This is a genomic window from Bacillus sp. B25(2016b) (genome assembly GCF_001679765.1).
GTDB lineage: Bacteria > Bacillota > Bacilli > Bacillales > Bacillaceae_G > Bacillus_A > Bacillus_A thuringiensis_K.
This window is the reverse complement of sequence record NZ_CP016285.1, coordinates 547,945-563,456: the sequence shown is the minus strand read 5'-3', so window position 1 is coordinate 563,456 and position 15,512 is coordinate 547,945. Positions and strand designations below refer to the sequence as shown.

Sequence of the window (15,512 nt, the reverse complement as noted above, 5' to 3'; positions counted from 1 at the left end):
TTTTAACTACATTACGTCAATTAGAAGGGAAGTCATTAACTACTAAGCCCCTTTTCCATTCAGATCAAGGGTTTCAATATACATCTAAATCCTACGCAAAACAGTTAGAGAAATTAGGATTTGTCGGTAGTCATTCTAGACGTGGAAACTGTTTTGATAATGCGTGTATCGAATCATTCTTCTCACATTTAAAAACAGAGAAGTTGTATTTAGTGTGCCCAAAAACATATGAAATGGCCTACCGAGCAATTCAAGAATATATTCAATTTTATAATACAGAAAGATTCCAAGAAAAACTTCACGGCCTTTCCCCGATAGAATATCGGGAAAAGGCCGTGGCATAATACTCTTTTTATTACTGTCTACTTGACAGGGAGATGACCAGCTGGCTTCTCTTTTTTATTAAAAATCTGTAATTAACTTTTCTTTTAGCTCTCCTACAGATAAAGGTTTCGCATAATAAAATCCCTGCACATAATCACAGCTCATTGATTGTAACAAACTCTCTTGCTCTACTGTTTCTACTCCTTCAGCAACTACTGCTAAATTTAAACTATGAGCAATTTCGATAACGGATTTTACAATCGTTCGTTCTGGTTGTGCGTGATCATAATGAAATTCACGAATAAAATTACGATCAATTTTTACAATATCCAGTGGTAGTTGTTTTAAATAATATAAGGAAGAATAGCCAGTTCCGAAATCATCCAAAGCAATTAAAACACCCATATTTCTTAATTCTTGTAATGTAGCAATAATATAATCAAAATGGCGGACTGCAATGCTTTCCGTTATTTCTAATATTAAACGGTTCGGAGGAAAACCAGTTCTCTTTAAAATGCTACGTACGGACAAAATAAAACGTTTCTGCATTAATTGTTGTATAGATAAATTCACAGATAACTTTAGTCCTTCTTGATAATTTGGCAATGTTTTAAACAAGCGACATGATTTTTCTAATACCCAGTCTCCTAGCTTTATAATAAGTCCAGACTCTTCAGCTACAGGGATAAATTCGCTTGGTGAAATAGGTCCGTCTTCTGTCATACAACGTACTAGAGCTTCTATACCAGAATATCTCTTCGTTTTCAAATCAATAATAGGCTGCAATGCTACATCTAACTCTTCGTCACGAATTGCCTTTTGCAAAGCAAACTCAACTTTCATTCTACGATTTATTTTCGCACGTAGCTCATCTGTAAAGAAACATGCAGCGTTTCTCCCCTGTTCTTTTGCACTATACATAGCTAAGTCAGAGTTTTTCAATAAAGTTTCCACATCTTGTCCGTCTTGTGGATAAGAACAAAGTCCTAGACTAGCTGAAATGTATACTTCATGGCCTTCCAGCATAAATGGTGCCTGAAAACATGACAACACAGATGTCGCTAACTGACTCATATCATCTTGTCTATGATTTTTTGTTAACAGCACAAATTCGTCGCCACCTAGCCTAGCCAGAACATCTTTCTCTCCTAGTACATAATGCAACCTTGAAGCAACTTCGCTTAAAAGTAAATCCCCTATCATATGACCTAATGTATCATTTACTAATTTAAAACGATCCAAATCAAAGTAAATCATACCAAATTCTTTTTTATCTGCAATCAATTTATTAACGGTCGTTATTAATTGTAAACGGTTAGGCAAACTCGTTAAGGCATCATGATAGGCAAGTTCCCTATAACGACTTTCACTTAGCCGCAATCTATGTTCCGCTTCTTTTCTACTACTAATATCATTTCGAATTGCGATAAACTGGTATGGCTCTCCTTTTTCATTTAAAAATGGAACAATTGTTGTTTTGACCCAATAATATGTACCATCTTTTGCTCGATTCCGAATCTCACCTGTCCATACTTTCCCATTCAAAATACGTTTCCATAATTCTTGAAAAAAGTTTTTTGGATGATGTCCTGAATTTAAAATACGGTGATCTTTTCCAATTAATTCTTCTCTTTTGTATTTAGAGATTTCACAAAATTTATCATTTACATATGTAATAAGACCTTTTCGATCTGTAATTGCAACAATTGAAGACTCATCTAATGCTAACTTTAAATCTCGCAATGAAGAGTCATATAATGCATGACCTCTCTGTTCTAGCATGCGCATCTCTCCTTGCTTCTATCTGACTAAAACACAACCTGTTTCTCTTCATAGAAATAGAGATATTTCATTTTCTAATACTAGCCCATTACATAAATTATCTTTTTAAATAGACCGATTAAAATAACATAATATTATTTGTAATAAAAAGCAATATTATACCGTTCCAATTATAACTAGTAGCTTCTCATCTCCCTAATGATTTCGCGCCTTATTATACTGCAATCTCTTTAAGTGGCTCTATGCAAGCCTTGTTTCCAACTAATACCACTCACATCTGATCTCTTTGTTTTTAATAACGAAATAGAAATTAGACCATACTACATAACTATTCACGAATAATAATATAAAACTCTATATCAATGTATATGTTTTTGAATTACAATAACAAAATATTAACATATTTTCACCTTAATTTTGGAAGTATTTTATAAATAAATACCGTATTAAACTAAAAAAGAGGATAGCCTCTTTTTTAGTTTAATACGAATATGGTATTTGCTGATAACCTGGGTATGGCATTGGATACGTTACAGGGTATGGTGATGGATAAGCTACTGGATATGGAGCTGGATAATATCCTCCACTTGTTGCACCTGTTAATGCACCAGCTGTCAGTCCGCCTAACACTCCTCCTGCAAAGCTTCCAGGGAAAAATCCACCTCCCCATGAACTACCACCACCCCAGCCCCATCCGCCTCCGTGATGATGATGGTGATCATAGTGATGATGTCCGCCGTTATGATTGTGCCCACCATGATTGTGTCCTCCATGATGATGATTTCGATAATAAAATCCATTATTTTCTATATAATTCATGCTTCTCCGCTCCTTTTCGATTTTTTCATTTTCATATGCGTTAAGAGTGGGATAAAAAATGGGATAGTACACTGTATGTAGGACAAATGCGGAAAGTATAGGTGAAATGTCTATATTTTGTAAAAAAAGCAAAACACCTTATAATAAAGATGTCATATTACATCTTCTATTTAAGAAGTCTATATTGAAAAAAGATTAGGGGAATTATATAGAAATGAAGAAGCCTATCGTTCAATTACTATTAATATTTATAATTGTATCTATCGTTCTGTTCCTATTAAATACATCGTATATTTCGTTATATACATTTGTCGGTGCCCTATGGTCCATCACAATCGTAGGAATTTCATTCGTTATTTTTATAGAAAATAGATCTCCACAAAGTACATTAGCGTGGTTTTTAGTATTAGCACTTCTTCCTATTATAGGTGTGCTTTTATACGCTATTTTCGGGCGCAGCCGCTGGAGAAGAAAAAAACATCTCCATCGTTCAGAAGAACAAAGAAAATTATTCCGTGAAATATTAGAAGGAAGAAGACTAGAGTTATTACTCACAGTCCCACTAAATGAACGTTCCATACATTTAACAGAAGTCATACAAAAATTTGGAGGCGGTCCTGTCGCAGATAGAACAACTACAAAACTTTTAACAAACGGAGATCAAACATTTTCAGAAATTTTGCGAGCTATAGATCAGGCAAAACATCATATACATATTCAATACTACATTTATAAATCTGATGAAATTGGTACAAAAGTTCGAGATGCTTTAATACAAAAAGCAAAAGATGGTGTTATTGTACGTTTCCTTTATGATGGTCTTGGAAGTAATACGTTAAGAAGACGATTTTTGCAACCTATGAAAGAAGCTGGGATTGAAATAGTAGAATTTGACCCTATTTTTTCGGCTTGGTTACTTGAAACGGTCAATTATCGTAACCATCGAAAAATCGTTATTGTAGATGGAAAAATTGGTTTTACCGGAGGACTCAACGTCGGTGATGAATATCTTGGCCGTTCCAAGAAATTTCCTGTTTGGCGTGATAGTCATTTAAAGATAGAAGGAAAAGCATTATATAAATTACAAGCAATCTTTCTAGAAGACTGGCTCTATGCCTCTAGTGGTTTAAATACTTATTCCTGGGATCAATTCATGAATAGACAATACTTCCCAGGTAAAGAGATTTCAAATGCAGAAGGTGCTGTTCAAATCGTAGCAAGTGGACCAAGCTCCGATGATAAAAGTATTCGTAATACATTATTAGCTGTTATGGGCTCTGCAAAAAAATCCATTTGGATCGCTACCCCCTACTTTATTCCAGATCAAGAAACTTTAACATTATTACGCTTAAGTGCAATTGCCGGAATAGATGTACGGATTTTATATCCAGGTAAAAGTGATAGCATCATTAGTGATCAAGCATCTCAATCCTATTTCACTCCGCTTTTAAAAGCTGGTGCTTCTATTTACAGTTATAAAGATGGTTTTATGCATGCAAAAATTGTACTCGTTGATGATACAATTGCAACTATTGGAACAGCGAACATGGATGTACGTAGCTTTGAATTGAATTACGAAATTATTAGCGTACTTTATGAATCAAAAACAGTTCACGATATTAAACGTGATTTTGAAGAAGATTTTAAACATTCAACTGAAATTAAATGGAACTCTTTCCAAAAAAGAAGTATAAAAAAACGCATATTGGAGTCTTTCATGAGGCTCATTTCTCCTTTACTGTAGGCAATCAACTTCATCTTGATTGCTTTTTCTTTTCCCTTTATCCTCCTTCCTTTTCTTTGCATACCATATTAAAACAAGTTATCATAAGATGTATTACTTTATGAAAATAATGTTAGGTGGGAAATACATGTTAGAACAATTTCATATACATGCTGATTTAAAACAACAGCTTTCTACGATTCATGAAAAGAATAAACAAGAAGCTGGTGAAAATGCACATTTAATCGGAACGAAAATATATAAAGCGTCTGATAATAGCATTATTGAAGATGCAATTACAGCACTTCTTCTTGGCAAGAACATTCTATTAAAAGGACCGACTGGTAGTGGTAAAACAGTACTAGCGGAAACTCTTTCTTCTTTATTCCAAAAACCAATGCATAGCATTAACTGCTCTGTCGACTTAGATGTAGAGGGTATTTTAGGATACAACACACTACAAACGAAAGATGGTGCATCTGAAGTTTCATTCGTTAACGGTCCTCTTATGAAAGCAATGAAGAACGGTCACTTCCTATATATTGACGAAATCAATATGGCAAAACCTGAAACTTTACCGCTACTTCACGGCGCATTAGATTACCGTAAAATGATTACAAACCCATTTACACAAGAGGTTGTATTCGGTGATGACGAATACCGTGTAATTGCTGCGATTAACGAAGGTTACGTTGGAACAAGTGAGCTAAATGAAGCATTAAAAAACCGTTTCGTTATTATTGAAGTTCCTTACATTCAAGGTGACACATTAAAAGAACTATTATTAGCAGAATCAAAATTAAATGATGTTGCAATAATTGAAAAGTTTGTTGCATTTGCAAGCGACCTTATGCCTTTAGCTCGCGATGGACGTGTAAGTGAAGAAGCAGCAAGTATTCGTGGTATTATCGACGCATGTGATTTAGGTGTATATATTCCTGTTATGCGAGCGATTGAACGAAGCATAATTGCAAAACTTAATGATGAAACAGAACAAATGACTGTCCGTGAATTAGCAGAAAGTTATTTCTTTGAGGGATAATTTATGAGACAAATTTTTAGTGACAAAAAAATTGATGCGTCGCTGTTTCTACAAATGGAAAATTTAATGTATGCCCTTCTAAAAGAAGACGATGCCTATCTTGAATATGGCTATAAAGCATACTACGACGAAATTGAAAAGAAAGTTGTCATTAGTCACTTTTGGGATGATCGAAAAGAAGAAGATACAGTAATCGGATTAAAAAGCGAAGTGTTCTTAAAAGCACTTGGTAATAAACATTACTCGGACATGACTTTAATTCGTTCTTATGCGATTGAATTGCAAGAATCGCCCCTAAAAAAGTTTTTAACACAATTATTTGTTCTATTAGAAGATTTACGCGTTGAGGAAATCGTAAAGAACTTACGTCCTGGCACGAAGCATGTTTTTAAACGTCGAAAAGAAATGTACCGCAACTATTTCGGCTCTCAAAATGAAATAAACCGCGTTCGTAATTATCACGGTGATCGTCTATTTTGCCTATGCTATCTTTCATTAACGAGCGATAAATATGAAATGTTTAATAATGAATATTTTGAGCAAATTGAAGCGATTTTACATGAAACATTCCAAGCACGTAACACAGAAGATATTATGTATATCGTTGAGAAAATTCGCTATCGCTTAGAGGCGCTTCTTGAAAGTGATATGCTTAACAACTATTTCGGACATGCTCCACTTTACTTATCTGTCCTTGCAGACGAAAAGAACTGTCGCGTCGAAGATTTAGCAAATGATGATACGCAGCTTATAGATGACGATGAAAATAAAAACAAAATGGATGAAAGTTTCTCCACATGGCATCGTGAAAATAAAAATAACGAAAACGAGAACTTTTTACGCTTTGAATTAGAAAGCGGAACAAAAACTAATATGATGGGTGATACTGCCCGTGAATCAGAAGATGGCGACCAAGCACTTGGTTCTGTACAAGGTACTTCACAAAAAAGTACACAATCCAACTTTGATGGCGCTGATACAGAAGAAGCAAGGGCTTCACACGCTTCTAGCCAGCACGACGGTGCATACGGTAAGTATAATGTAGGTGCTTCTCATACATTTAAAGAAGCTCGCAAACCAAACTCAGATGAGAAAAAAGATTACCAAGCTATCAAATCAGTCGTTAATAAAGATGTAAAAGAATTAAAGAAAATTATCGAAAAAACAATTGAAAATAAAACGAATGCGAATAGCGATAAATATTACGGAAGACTTCGTAAGAAATTCCTTCGTATTTATACCGAAAAACAACCGCGTATGTTTTATAAAAAAGGACAAGAGTCACAAGAACTCGATGTTGCATTCCAACTGTTAGTTGACTGTTCTGGTTCTATGTATAACAAAATGGAAGAAACGAAGAAGAGTGTTGTACTATTCCATGAAGCTTTAAAATCTTTAAAAATCCCACACGCTATTAGCGGATTTTGGGAAGATGCCTCTAGCGCTAAACCTGAAGATAAACCAAACGTTATCCATGAAGTTGTAAATTATAAAAACTCAACGTTACCAAACGTTGGTCCAGAAATTATGCAACTTCGTGAAGAAGAAGATAACCGCGACGGATATATTATTCGTATCGTTTCTGAAAAACTTGCCAAAAGACCTGAGAAACATAAATTCTTACTAGTCTTCACAGACGGTGAGCCTTCTGCGCTAGACTATCAACAAGACGGAATTTTAGATACGCATGAAGCTGTTAAACTCGCGCGTAAAAGTGGTATGGAAGTAATCGGTATCTTCATCGAAGAAGGCGAAGCGAAAGAAGCAACTTATCAATTGATGAAAAACATTTATAACCATCACTTCTTAGTTGCAAATCATGCTGAAGATTTACGATTGAAGATTAAACCATTGCTGAAAAAACTATTACTGAAGACGATTGAATAGAAAATAGGAGCCTTGTGGCTCCTATTTTTTCGTTCAATTACTTTGTTTCTGGTTGAAACTTGTACGGAATGGCTACTTCTAATAAAGATTCAAATCCTGCGTCATAGTATGGAAAACGCTCATTCACAATTTTTCGATCCACCCACTCTATTGCAGAAATTTCACCTTCATCTTCCGCAATAAGTTCACCTTTTACTACATTCGCTCGGAATGTAAAAAATAGTGCATGATTCCCTGATTCTTCAAAGAATTTTTCATTGATCGCAACAAGTCCACCTAACGTAGCAGTTAAACCTGTCTCTTCTTTCACTTCTCTTATTAGTGCTTCCTCTAATATTTCACCTTTTTCCACAGCCCCGCCTGGCAATGACCAAACATTTTGTTCTACATTATGTACCATTAATATTTTATCTGTTTCTTCGTCATGTATTAGTGCATATACAACGTCAACTCTTTGCACAAGACTTCTCTCCCTCCCAAAATGATGAAGAGCCGATTCCTAAGAATCGACCCTTCCTATTAATTCATCACTAACCCAGCTGTGAGCTTTTTTTTTAACTTATCCAGCATGTCAGTTGTCATTTTGTCTAAATCGTATTCTGCTTTAAAGCCCCACTCTTTCATTGCTGCAGTTGCGTCAATAGAGTTTGGCCAGCTATCAGCGATTGTTTGACGAGCTGGATCTACTGCATAATCCATTGTAAACGTCGGAATGTGTTTACGAATTGACGCTGCAATTTGCTCTGGCTCGAAGCTCATTGCTGTAATGTTAAATGCATTTCTATGCACTAGCTTACTTGGATCAGCTTCCATTAATGAAATGATTGCTTGTAAAGCATCAGGCATATACATCATGTCCATATATGTTCCTTCAGCAATGTATGAGGTGTATGCACCTTTTTTAATCGCCTCATAATAAATTTCAACTGCATAATCAGTCGTTCCGCCTCCTGGAGGAGCTACGTAAGAAATTAAACCTGGGAAACGGACACCGCGCGTATCTACGCCAAACTTTTGATGATAATAATCACATAGTAATTCTCCTGCTACTTTGTTCACCCCATACATCGTAGTAGGACGCTGAATTGTATCTTGCGGTGTATTATCTTTTGGCGTCGATGGACCGAATGCACCGATAGAACTTGGCGTGAAGAACTTACAGTTTAATTCACGAGCTGCTTCTAATGCATTTACAAGTCCACCCATATTTAAATTCCATGCAAATAACGGATTTTTTTCTGCTGTTGCTGAAAGTAAAGCTGCTAAATGAATAATTGTATCTACTTCATTACGCTTTGCGATATCATGTAGTTTTTGTCCATCTGTTACATCTAACGTTTCAAATGGACCAGATGTTACTACTTCACTATCTGTTTCACGAATATCTGTTGCAATAACATTTGATGCGCCGTATACATCACGAAGTTTCATTACTAATTCAGAACCAATTTGCCCTAAAGAACCGGTTACTAGAATTTTTTTCATTTTCCCCACTCCTCATTTGCAAGCTATTCAAAAGATGTCGTTACTTAAATGATGCCCATTTCTTTTCCTACTTTTTCATACTTACGAATTGCTTCATCTAACATTTCTTTCGTATGAGCTGCTGTAGGCATATTACGAACACGACCTGTTCCTTTAGCTACAGTTGGGAACACGATAGATTTTGCGTATACGCCTTCCTCATTTAGACGTTTACTAAACTCTTGTGTTAACACTTCGTCACCAATAATACAAGGTGTAATTGGCGTTTCACTTTCCCCAATGTTAAAGCCAAGTTCTTTTAATCCTTGTTTCAAGTAGCGGCCATTTTCCCATAAACGATCATGTAGCTCTGTGCTTTCCATTAAAATTTCAATGGATCGCATACATGCAGCTGCATCAGCTGGTGTTAATGCTGTAGAGAATAAGAATGGACGTGAACGAACTTTTAACCAGTCAATTAAGTTTTGTTTCCCTGCTACATATCCACCAATTACCCCAATTGCTTTTGATAATGTACCAATTTGGAAATCAACTTTATCAGATAGACCGAAGTGCTTTACAGTTCCTGCACCTTTTCCAAGTACGCCTGAACCGTGTGCATCGTCTACATATGTCATTAAATCTAATTCTTCTGCAATCTCAACAATTTCTGGTAATTTCGCAACATCTCCGTCCATTGAGAAGACACCGTCTGTAATTACCATTAATTTATTGTAAAGACCTGATTCTTTCGCCGCGATTGCTTTTTGGCGTAAATCTTCCATATCCGAATGTTTATAAACAATAATTTTGGCTTTTGATAGACGACTACCATCAATAATAGAAGCATGGTTTAATTCGTCTGAAAGAATTGCATCATTTTTATCCATAACGGCTGAAATCGCTGCCATATTACAGTTAAATCCTGATTGGTAAGCAATTGCTGCTTCTGTATGTTTAAACTTTGCAATTGTCTCTTCTAATTTAATATGCAAATCTAAAGTACCGTTAATTGTACGAACAGCTCCTGCCCCAACACCGTACTTATGAATTGCACCAATTGCTGCTTCTTGCAAACGGCTATCTGTTGCTAATCCAAGATAGTTGTTTGAAGATAAGTTAATATATTCTTTTCCGCCAATTGTAATGATCGGTCCATTTGAACTCTCAAGCGGATCAATTACGTTATAAAGCCCCTTTGATTTTAAATCCTCTAAATTTTCTTCTAAAAATTTCGCAAGTGTTTTACTAGACATCGTGAAGCCTCCCATCGTTCATGTAAGCGAATTATTGTCTTAATAGTTCCAATAATCCCTCTACTAGCTTAACACGTTTTCAGAATTTATTATAGAAAAATAGTTTAAAGTAACCGCTTACAATTTTAGATTATATATGATTCATTACAATAAATCTATGATTTACTTTTCATATTTGATAGAATTAAAAAAATATTTCGGGAGGTTTCAAACATGGCATTTACAGAATCTGATGTATACAATAACACAGCATTTTTCGAACAATATATGAAACGAAGATACCGAGAAAATAGCCCAAATGAATCCATTGAAAAACCAGTATTCTTTCAGCTCATTGGTCATGTACAAGGAAAACAAATTCTCGATTTAGGCTGTGGTGACGCTAAGTTTGGCGCGGAATTATTAGAAAAGGGATGCCACTCTTACACCGGCATTGAAGGCTCCGAACTTATGTATGAAAAAGCTAAAAAACAACTAGAAAATAAAAATGGATCTGTTCATTTTTTAAACCTCAAAGATTATACCTACCCCTCTTCCACTTTTGATTTAGTAACATCTAGACTCGCCTTACATTATATTGAACATCTTGATACCATTTTTCAAAAAGTGTTTCAAACTTTAAAAACAAATGGCACCTTTACCTTTAGCGTTCAACATCCCGTAATTACTTCTTCGTTTGAAAGCTTACAAACAAGTGGTAAAAGAACGAGTTGGCTCGTCGATCATTACTTTAAACTAGGCAAACGGGTTGAACCATGGATTGACCAAGAAGTTATTAAATATCATCGTACAACGGAACAGTATTTCACATTATTACAGCAAGCTGGATTTACCATTACATCATTAAAAGAAGCTACACCAAATTCAACCTATTTTCAAAATGAAGAAGAGTATAAACGTCGCTTACGAATTCCTCTCTTTCTCTTATTTTCTTGTACAAAATAAAAAAAACGATGAATCACTCATCGTTTTTTTATCTCATTGCCTGGGCAACTTCTTTAACTACACGTCTTCCTCTTCCGTGCGGGATACAAAGTGGTGTTCCAAACAACGGATCCGTACTAATTTGACACTCCATTCGGAATACATCACGTACTAGTTTCTCATCTACCACTTCTTCAGGTTTACCTTGTGCATATATTTGTTTATCTTGAATGGCTACAATGTTATCTGCATAGCGGCATGCCAAATTTAGATCATGTAATACCATAACAATTGTTCTTTGTTCTGTTTCATTTAATTCGAATAATAAATCTAGCACTTCAATTTGGTGAGTCATATCTAAGTATGTAGTTGGCTCATCCAGTAAAATAATATCTGTATCTTGTGCAAGTGTCATTGCGATCCAAGCACGTTGACGTTGTCCACCTGAAAGGGCATGCACATCTCGCTCAGCAAATTCTGTCATACCTGTTGCTGCAAGTGCCTTCTGTACCATTTCCTCGTCTTTTTCTGACCATTGCTTCAGCCATGTTTGATATGGATAACGCCCTTGCTTTACAAGTTGTAATACTGTAAGTCCTTCTGGTGCTTGTGGTCCTTGCGGTAAAATCGCCATTTGACGAGCAATTTGCTTCGTTTGCATACTTTGAATTGCTTGATTATCTAACAAAATATCACCATTTGTTGGCTTTAATAATCTGGCTAGTGAACGTAATAAAGTTGATTTCCCGCAACCGTTAGAACCAATAAAAATTGTAATTTCTCCTTTTGGAATTTCTAAGTTCAGCTCATCAATAATAATTGTTTCACCATAAGACAACGTCAAGCGTTTCGTCTCCAATGCTTTTTGCATATTCATCTCCCTTTATGAATTCCGACTTTTATAAAGTAAATAAATAAAATAAGGTGCACCAATTGCTGATGTAAATACCCCTGCTGGAATTTCAAGTGGTGTGAAAATTGTACGCCCTATTAAATCTGCAGCAAGTACTAGAATTGCACCGACAATAGCTGCAACTGGGAGTAATGCACCGTATAAAGAACCAACTAATCTTCGTGAAATATGTGGTGCCATTAAACCGACAAATCCAATCCCTCCGGCAAAAGCTACCGCACCACCAATTAAAGCTGTACTAAGTAATAACATAAATACACGCGACTTTGTTAAAGGAACCCCAAGTCCTACCGCTATATCATCCCCTAGCTCTTGTGCATTTAAATGCCTAGCTGCGATAAATGATATTACTGTTAAAATGAGAACCCAAGGCGCAAGTACCATAACATTTTGCCAAGAAGATCCGTAAACGGTACCTGTAATCCATACATTCGCTTGACTCGCTTGATAAATTGGTGCTAATAACATAAACAAAGTCGTTGCCGCCTTCGTTAATGCCCAAAATCCAACACCAATTAAAACGAGACTAATTGGTGATAATCCATTATTTTTCCATGCAAATAAGTATACAAAAACCGCTACAATCGTTGCTCCTGCAAAAGCTGCGAGCGGCATATAATGAATACTTACCGTTAGTGCATTATTTTTATCACTAAATAGCGCTAAAAATAATACAACTGCGACACTTGCCCCGCCCGTAATCCCGATGATATCAGGAGAAGCAAGTGGATTTCGAACGAGCCCTTGTAAAATACAGCCCGCTACCGCAAGCGCAATTCCTACAAGGATAGCAATTAAAATACGTGGCATACGAAACTTATTTACAACCATGTTAGACATCGCATCGCCATTTCCGGTAATTGCTTGCCATACGTCATAAGGAGCAATTTTCATGTCTCCCATACCTGCGCTCGCAAAGAATAATCCTATTAAAACAACTAGTAAACTTAACAAGACGAGACAAGCTCGTTTATACATTAAAAACGAGAGCTCGCCTTTTCCTATACGAAACGGAATATATTTCTTCATTTGCTAAGCCCTCTCTTACGTGCAATATAAATAAAGAACGGTGCTCCAATAAATGCTGTCATAACTCCCACTGGTACTTCTTGTGGCATAATGACATATCTTGCTGCTATATCAGCCAATATTAGTAGTATTGCACCTAACAATCCGCTATAGGGCACTCTCCATCTGTGGTCAACTCCAACAAGAAATCTAGCAAAATGCGGAGTAATAATTCCAATAAATCCAATTGGGCCAGCAACCGCAACTGAACCACCAGACAACAGTACAATAATAAGTAACACGAACGATTTCATTAAAATTGTTCGTTGTCCAAGTCCTTTCGCGACGTCTTCTCCCATCATCAATGTATTTACTTTCCCTGCCATCATAAGAGATGCAATCCATCCTATTAATAAATACGGGAATACAGATTGTAAAATTTCTAACTTTCTCCCTTGCACAGATCCAGCAAGCCAAAATAATACCTCTTCAAGTGCTTTTTCATTTAACACAAGTAATCCTTGTGTTAATGATGAAAATAACGCACTAATTGCTACCCCTGCTAACGTTAACTTAAGAGGAGTAGTCCCTTCTTTTCCTAAAGAACTAGAAGCAAATACAAGTACAGCTGCAACCGCCGCTCCTAAAAAAGCAATCCATGTGAAAGCTGATAATGATGTCACGGAAAAGATTACAATTGCTACAACTATGAAGAACGCAGCACCTGAATTTAATCCAATAAAATCTGGAGAAGCAAGTGGATTCTTCGTTAAAGTTTGCATAAGACAACCAGCAATGGCTAAACTAGCACCAACACTAGCTGCAATTAACGCCCTAGGCAGACGTACATTTTCAATAATAATATGTTCATTGGAACCGTTAAAATGGAAAAAAGCATCCAATGCTAGTTTCCAACTCGTATTTGTATATCCGAAAATAATACTTCCCCAAATACAAATGACGACTGCAATGATTCCAACAAATAATCCAATCCATTTTGCTCGATTTGTTTTTAATAACATGCAGCGTTTCCCCTTCAATGTATAATGATACGTTGTTAGTGTATTTCAACTTAATTCTCATTGTCAACGGAAATGAGAATTATTTTCACCCATATATATTGACAATTAAAAGATAAAGGCTTAATATCATGCTTGCTATTGAAAAATATTCTCAACATATAGGGGGTACATAATGAATTTCATGCGGAAGAAATCGTTTACAGTATTTGTATTTTTACTAGCATTTTCAATGCTTTTAAGCGCTTGTGGAAAATCAAATAACAAAGAAGAATCTCCAAAAGAAGATACTAAAAAAGAAGTGGTTACTGTAGAACATGCAATGGGTAAAACAGAAGTTCCTGCTAATCCAAAACGTGTAGTTATCTTAACAAATGAAGGAACTGAAGCTTTACTTGAATTAGGTGTGAAACCAGTTGGTGCTGTAAAGTCTTGGACTGGTGACCCATGGTATCCACATATTAAGGATAAAATGAAAGATGTAAAAGTTGTTGGTGATGAAGGACAAGTTAACGTTGAAACAATCGCTTCTTTAAAACCAGACTTAATTATCGGTAACAAAATGCGCCACGAAAAAGTGTACGAACAACTAAAAGCAATTGCACCTACTGTGTTCTCAGAAACATTACGTGGTGAATGGAAAGATAACTTCAAATTTTATGCAAAAGCATTAAATAAAGAAAAAGAAGGTCAAAAAGTTGTAGCTGATTACGAATCACGTATGAAAGATTTAAAAGGCAAACTTGGCGATAAAGTAAATCAAGAAATCTCTATGGTTCGTTTCATGCCTGGTGATGTTCGTATTTATCATGGCGATACATTCTCTGGTGTTATTTTAAAAGAACTTGGATTTAAACGTCCTGGAGATCAAAATAAAGATGATTTTGCAGAGCGTAACGTATCTAAAGAGCGTATTTCTGCTATGGATGGTGACGTATTATTCTACTTCACATTCGATAAAGGAAATGAGAAAAAAGGATCTGAACTAGAAAAAGAATATATAAACGATCCTCTATTTAAAAATTTAAATGCCGTAAAGAATGGTAAAGCATACAAAGTCGACGATGTTATTTGGAATACAGCTGGCGGTGTAATGGCTGCTAACCTATTACTAGATGACATCGAAAAGCGCTTTGTTAAATAATATTTCCTTAACCAGCTCGCTTCTATGGAGCTGGTTATTTTTCAATTCACTTAAATGTCACATTATTTCGTTTTGTATTTTTATTCCCAATATGTTATATTATAAAAGTAAATAGAGTATATTTTCTTTATATCAGAATATTTTTTAATCTAAATTTTCTGATTAATCACTATTTTATTTTCTTTTAGAATTCAATTATTACATTTG

The 15,512-nt window shown here is 35.6% G+C and carries 14 protein-coding genes; 6 read left to right on the top strand and 8 right to left on the bottom strand.

Annotated elements, in window-relative coordinates; translation table 11 throughout:
- On the top strand, window positions 1–344 hold a 344-nt coding region (locus BAQ53_RS02930; protein WP_208906051.1), incomplete at its 5' end, for an IS3 family transposase.
- Window positions 345–402: 58 nt separating this feature from the next.
- On the opposite strand, the gene BAQ53_RS02925 is transcribed toward BAQ53_RS02930, so the two are convergent.
- Both BAQ53_RS02925 and BAQ53_RS02920 read right to left on the bottom strand, forming a co-directional pair.
- Complete coding sequence (locus tag BAQ53_RS02925; protein ID WP_000893344.1) at window positions 403–2,106, bottom strand: putative bifunctional diguanylate cyclase/phosphodiesterase; 1,704 nt, start codon at window positions 2,104–2,106, stop codon at window positions 403–405.
- 480 nt (window positions 2,107–2,586) lie between these two features.
- On the bottom strand, window positions 2,587–2,925 hold the full coding sequence (locus BAQ53_RS02920) for a hypothetical protein (protein WP_001106370.1): 339 nt from the start codon (window positions 2,923–2,925) through the stop codon (window positions 2,587–2,589).
- A gap of 214 nt (window positions 2,926–3,139) precedes the next feature.
- Here BAQ53_RS02920 and BAQ53_RS02915 point away from each other — a divergent pair, with 214 nt between their 5' ends.
- From BAQ53_RS02915 to BAQ53_RS02905, 3 genes are all read left to right on the top strand, one after another.
- Window positions 3,140–4,669: a cardiolipin synthase gene (locus BAQ53_RS02915; RefSeq protein ID WP_000743015.1), complete on the top strand. Its 1,530-nt coding sequence runs from the start codon at window positions 3,140–3,142 to the stop codon at window positions 4,667–4,669.
- 127 nt (window positions 4,670–4,796) lie between these two features.
- Complete coding sequence (locus BAQ53_RS02910) at window positions 4,797–5,690, top strand: ATP-binding protein (protein ID WP_208906472.1); 894 nt, start codon at window positions 4,797–4,799, stop codon at window positions 5,688–5,690.
- A gap of 3 nt (window positions 5,691–5,693) precedes the next feature.
- Window positions 5,694–7,577, top strand: coding sequence for a vWA domain-containing protein (locus tag BAQ53_RS02905; protein WP_001248851.1), 1,884 nt, complete (start codon window positions 5,694–5,696; stop codon window positions 7,575–7,577).
- 37 nt (window positions 7,578–7,614) lie between these two features.
- Here BAQ53_RS02905 and BAQ53_RS02900 read toward each other — a convergent pair whose 3' ends face one another.
- The 3 genes from BAQ53_RS02900 to BAQ53_RS02890 are packed head-to-tail and all read right to left on the bottom strand — an operon-like array spanning window position 7,615 to window position 10,297.
- Complete coding sequence (locus BAQ53_RS02900) at window positions 7,615–8,037, bottom strand: NUDIX hydrolase (RefSeq protein ID WP_001189943.1); 423 nt, start codon at window positions 8,035–8,037, stop codon at window positions 7,615–7,617.
- Between the two features lie 59 nt (window positions 8,038–8,096).
- Complete coding sequence (locus BAQ53_RS02895) at window positions 8,097–9,062, bottom strand: L-threonine 3-dehydrogenase (protein WP_000723128.1); 966 nt, start codon at window positions 9,060–9,062, stop codon at window positions 8,097–8,099.
- Between the two features lie 44 nt (window positions 9,063–9,106).
- A complete protein-coding gene (locus tag BAQ53_RS02890) occupies window positions 9,107–10,297 on the bottom strand; it encodes a glycine C-acetyltransferase (protein ID WP_000095906.1) in 1,191 nt (396 codons plus the stop codon).
- Between the two features lie 213 nt (window positions 10,298–10,510).
- Here BAQ53_RS02890 and BAQ53_RS02885 point away from each other — a divergent pair, with 213 nt between their 5' ends.
- Window positions 10,511–11,242 carry a class I SAM-dependent DNA methyltransferase gene (locus tag BAQ53_RS02885; protein ID WP_000885968.1) on the top strand — a complete coding sequence of 244 codons (732 nt, stop codon included), beginning with the start codon at window positions 10,511–10,513 and terminating at the stop codon, window positions 11,240–11,242.
- Between the two features lie 28 nt (window positions 11,243–11,270).
- On the opposite strand, the gene BAQ53_RS02880 is transcribed toward BAQ53_RS02885, so the two are convergent.
- Genes BAQ53_RS02880 through BAQ53_RS02870 form a run of 3 tightly spaced genes read right to left on the bottom strand, consistent with a single transcriptional unit; the run spans window position 11,271 to window position 14,164 of the window.
- Window positions 11,271–12,092, bottom strand: a complete 822-nt coding sequence (locus tag BAQ53_RS02880; protein ID WP_001167953.1) for an ABC transporter ATP-binding protein — start codon at window positions 12,090–12,092, stop codon at window positions 11,271–11,273.
- Between the two features lie 12 nt (window positions 12,093–12,104).
- Window positions 12,105–13,163, bottom strand: a complete 1,059-nt coding sequence (locus tag BAQ53_RS02875) for a FecCD family ABC transporter permease (protein ID WP_208906471.1) — start codon at window positions 13,161–13,163, stop codon at window positions 12,105–12,107.
- A complete protein-coding gene (locus tag BAQ53_RS02870; RefSeq protein WP_000925225.1) occupies window positions 13,160–14,164 on the bottom strand; it encodes a FecCD family ABC transporter permease in 1,005 nt (334 codons plus the stop codon). Before BAQ53_RS02870 ends, BAQ53_RS02875 begins: the two co-directional genes overlap by 4 nt.
- Window positions 14,165–14,336: 172 nt before the next feature.
- Here BAQ53_RS02870 and BAQ53_RS02865 point away from each other — a divergent pair, with 172 nt between their 5' ends.
- Window positions 14,337–15,305, top strand: coding sequence for an ABC transporter substrate-binding protein (locus BAQ53_RS02865; RefSeq protein ID WP_001010268.1), 969 nt, complete (start codon window positions 14,337–14,339; stop codon window positions 15,303–15,305).
- The last annotated feature ends 207 nt before the right edge of the window (window positions 15,306–15,512 follow it).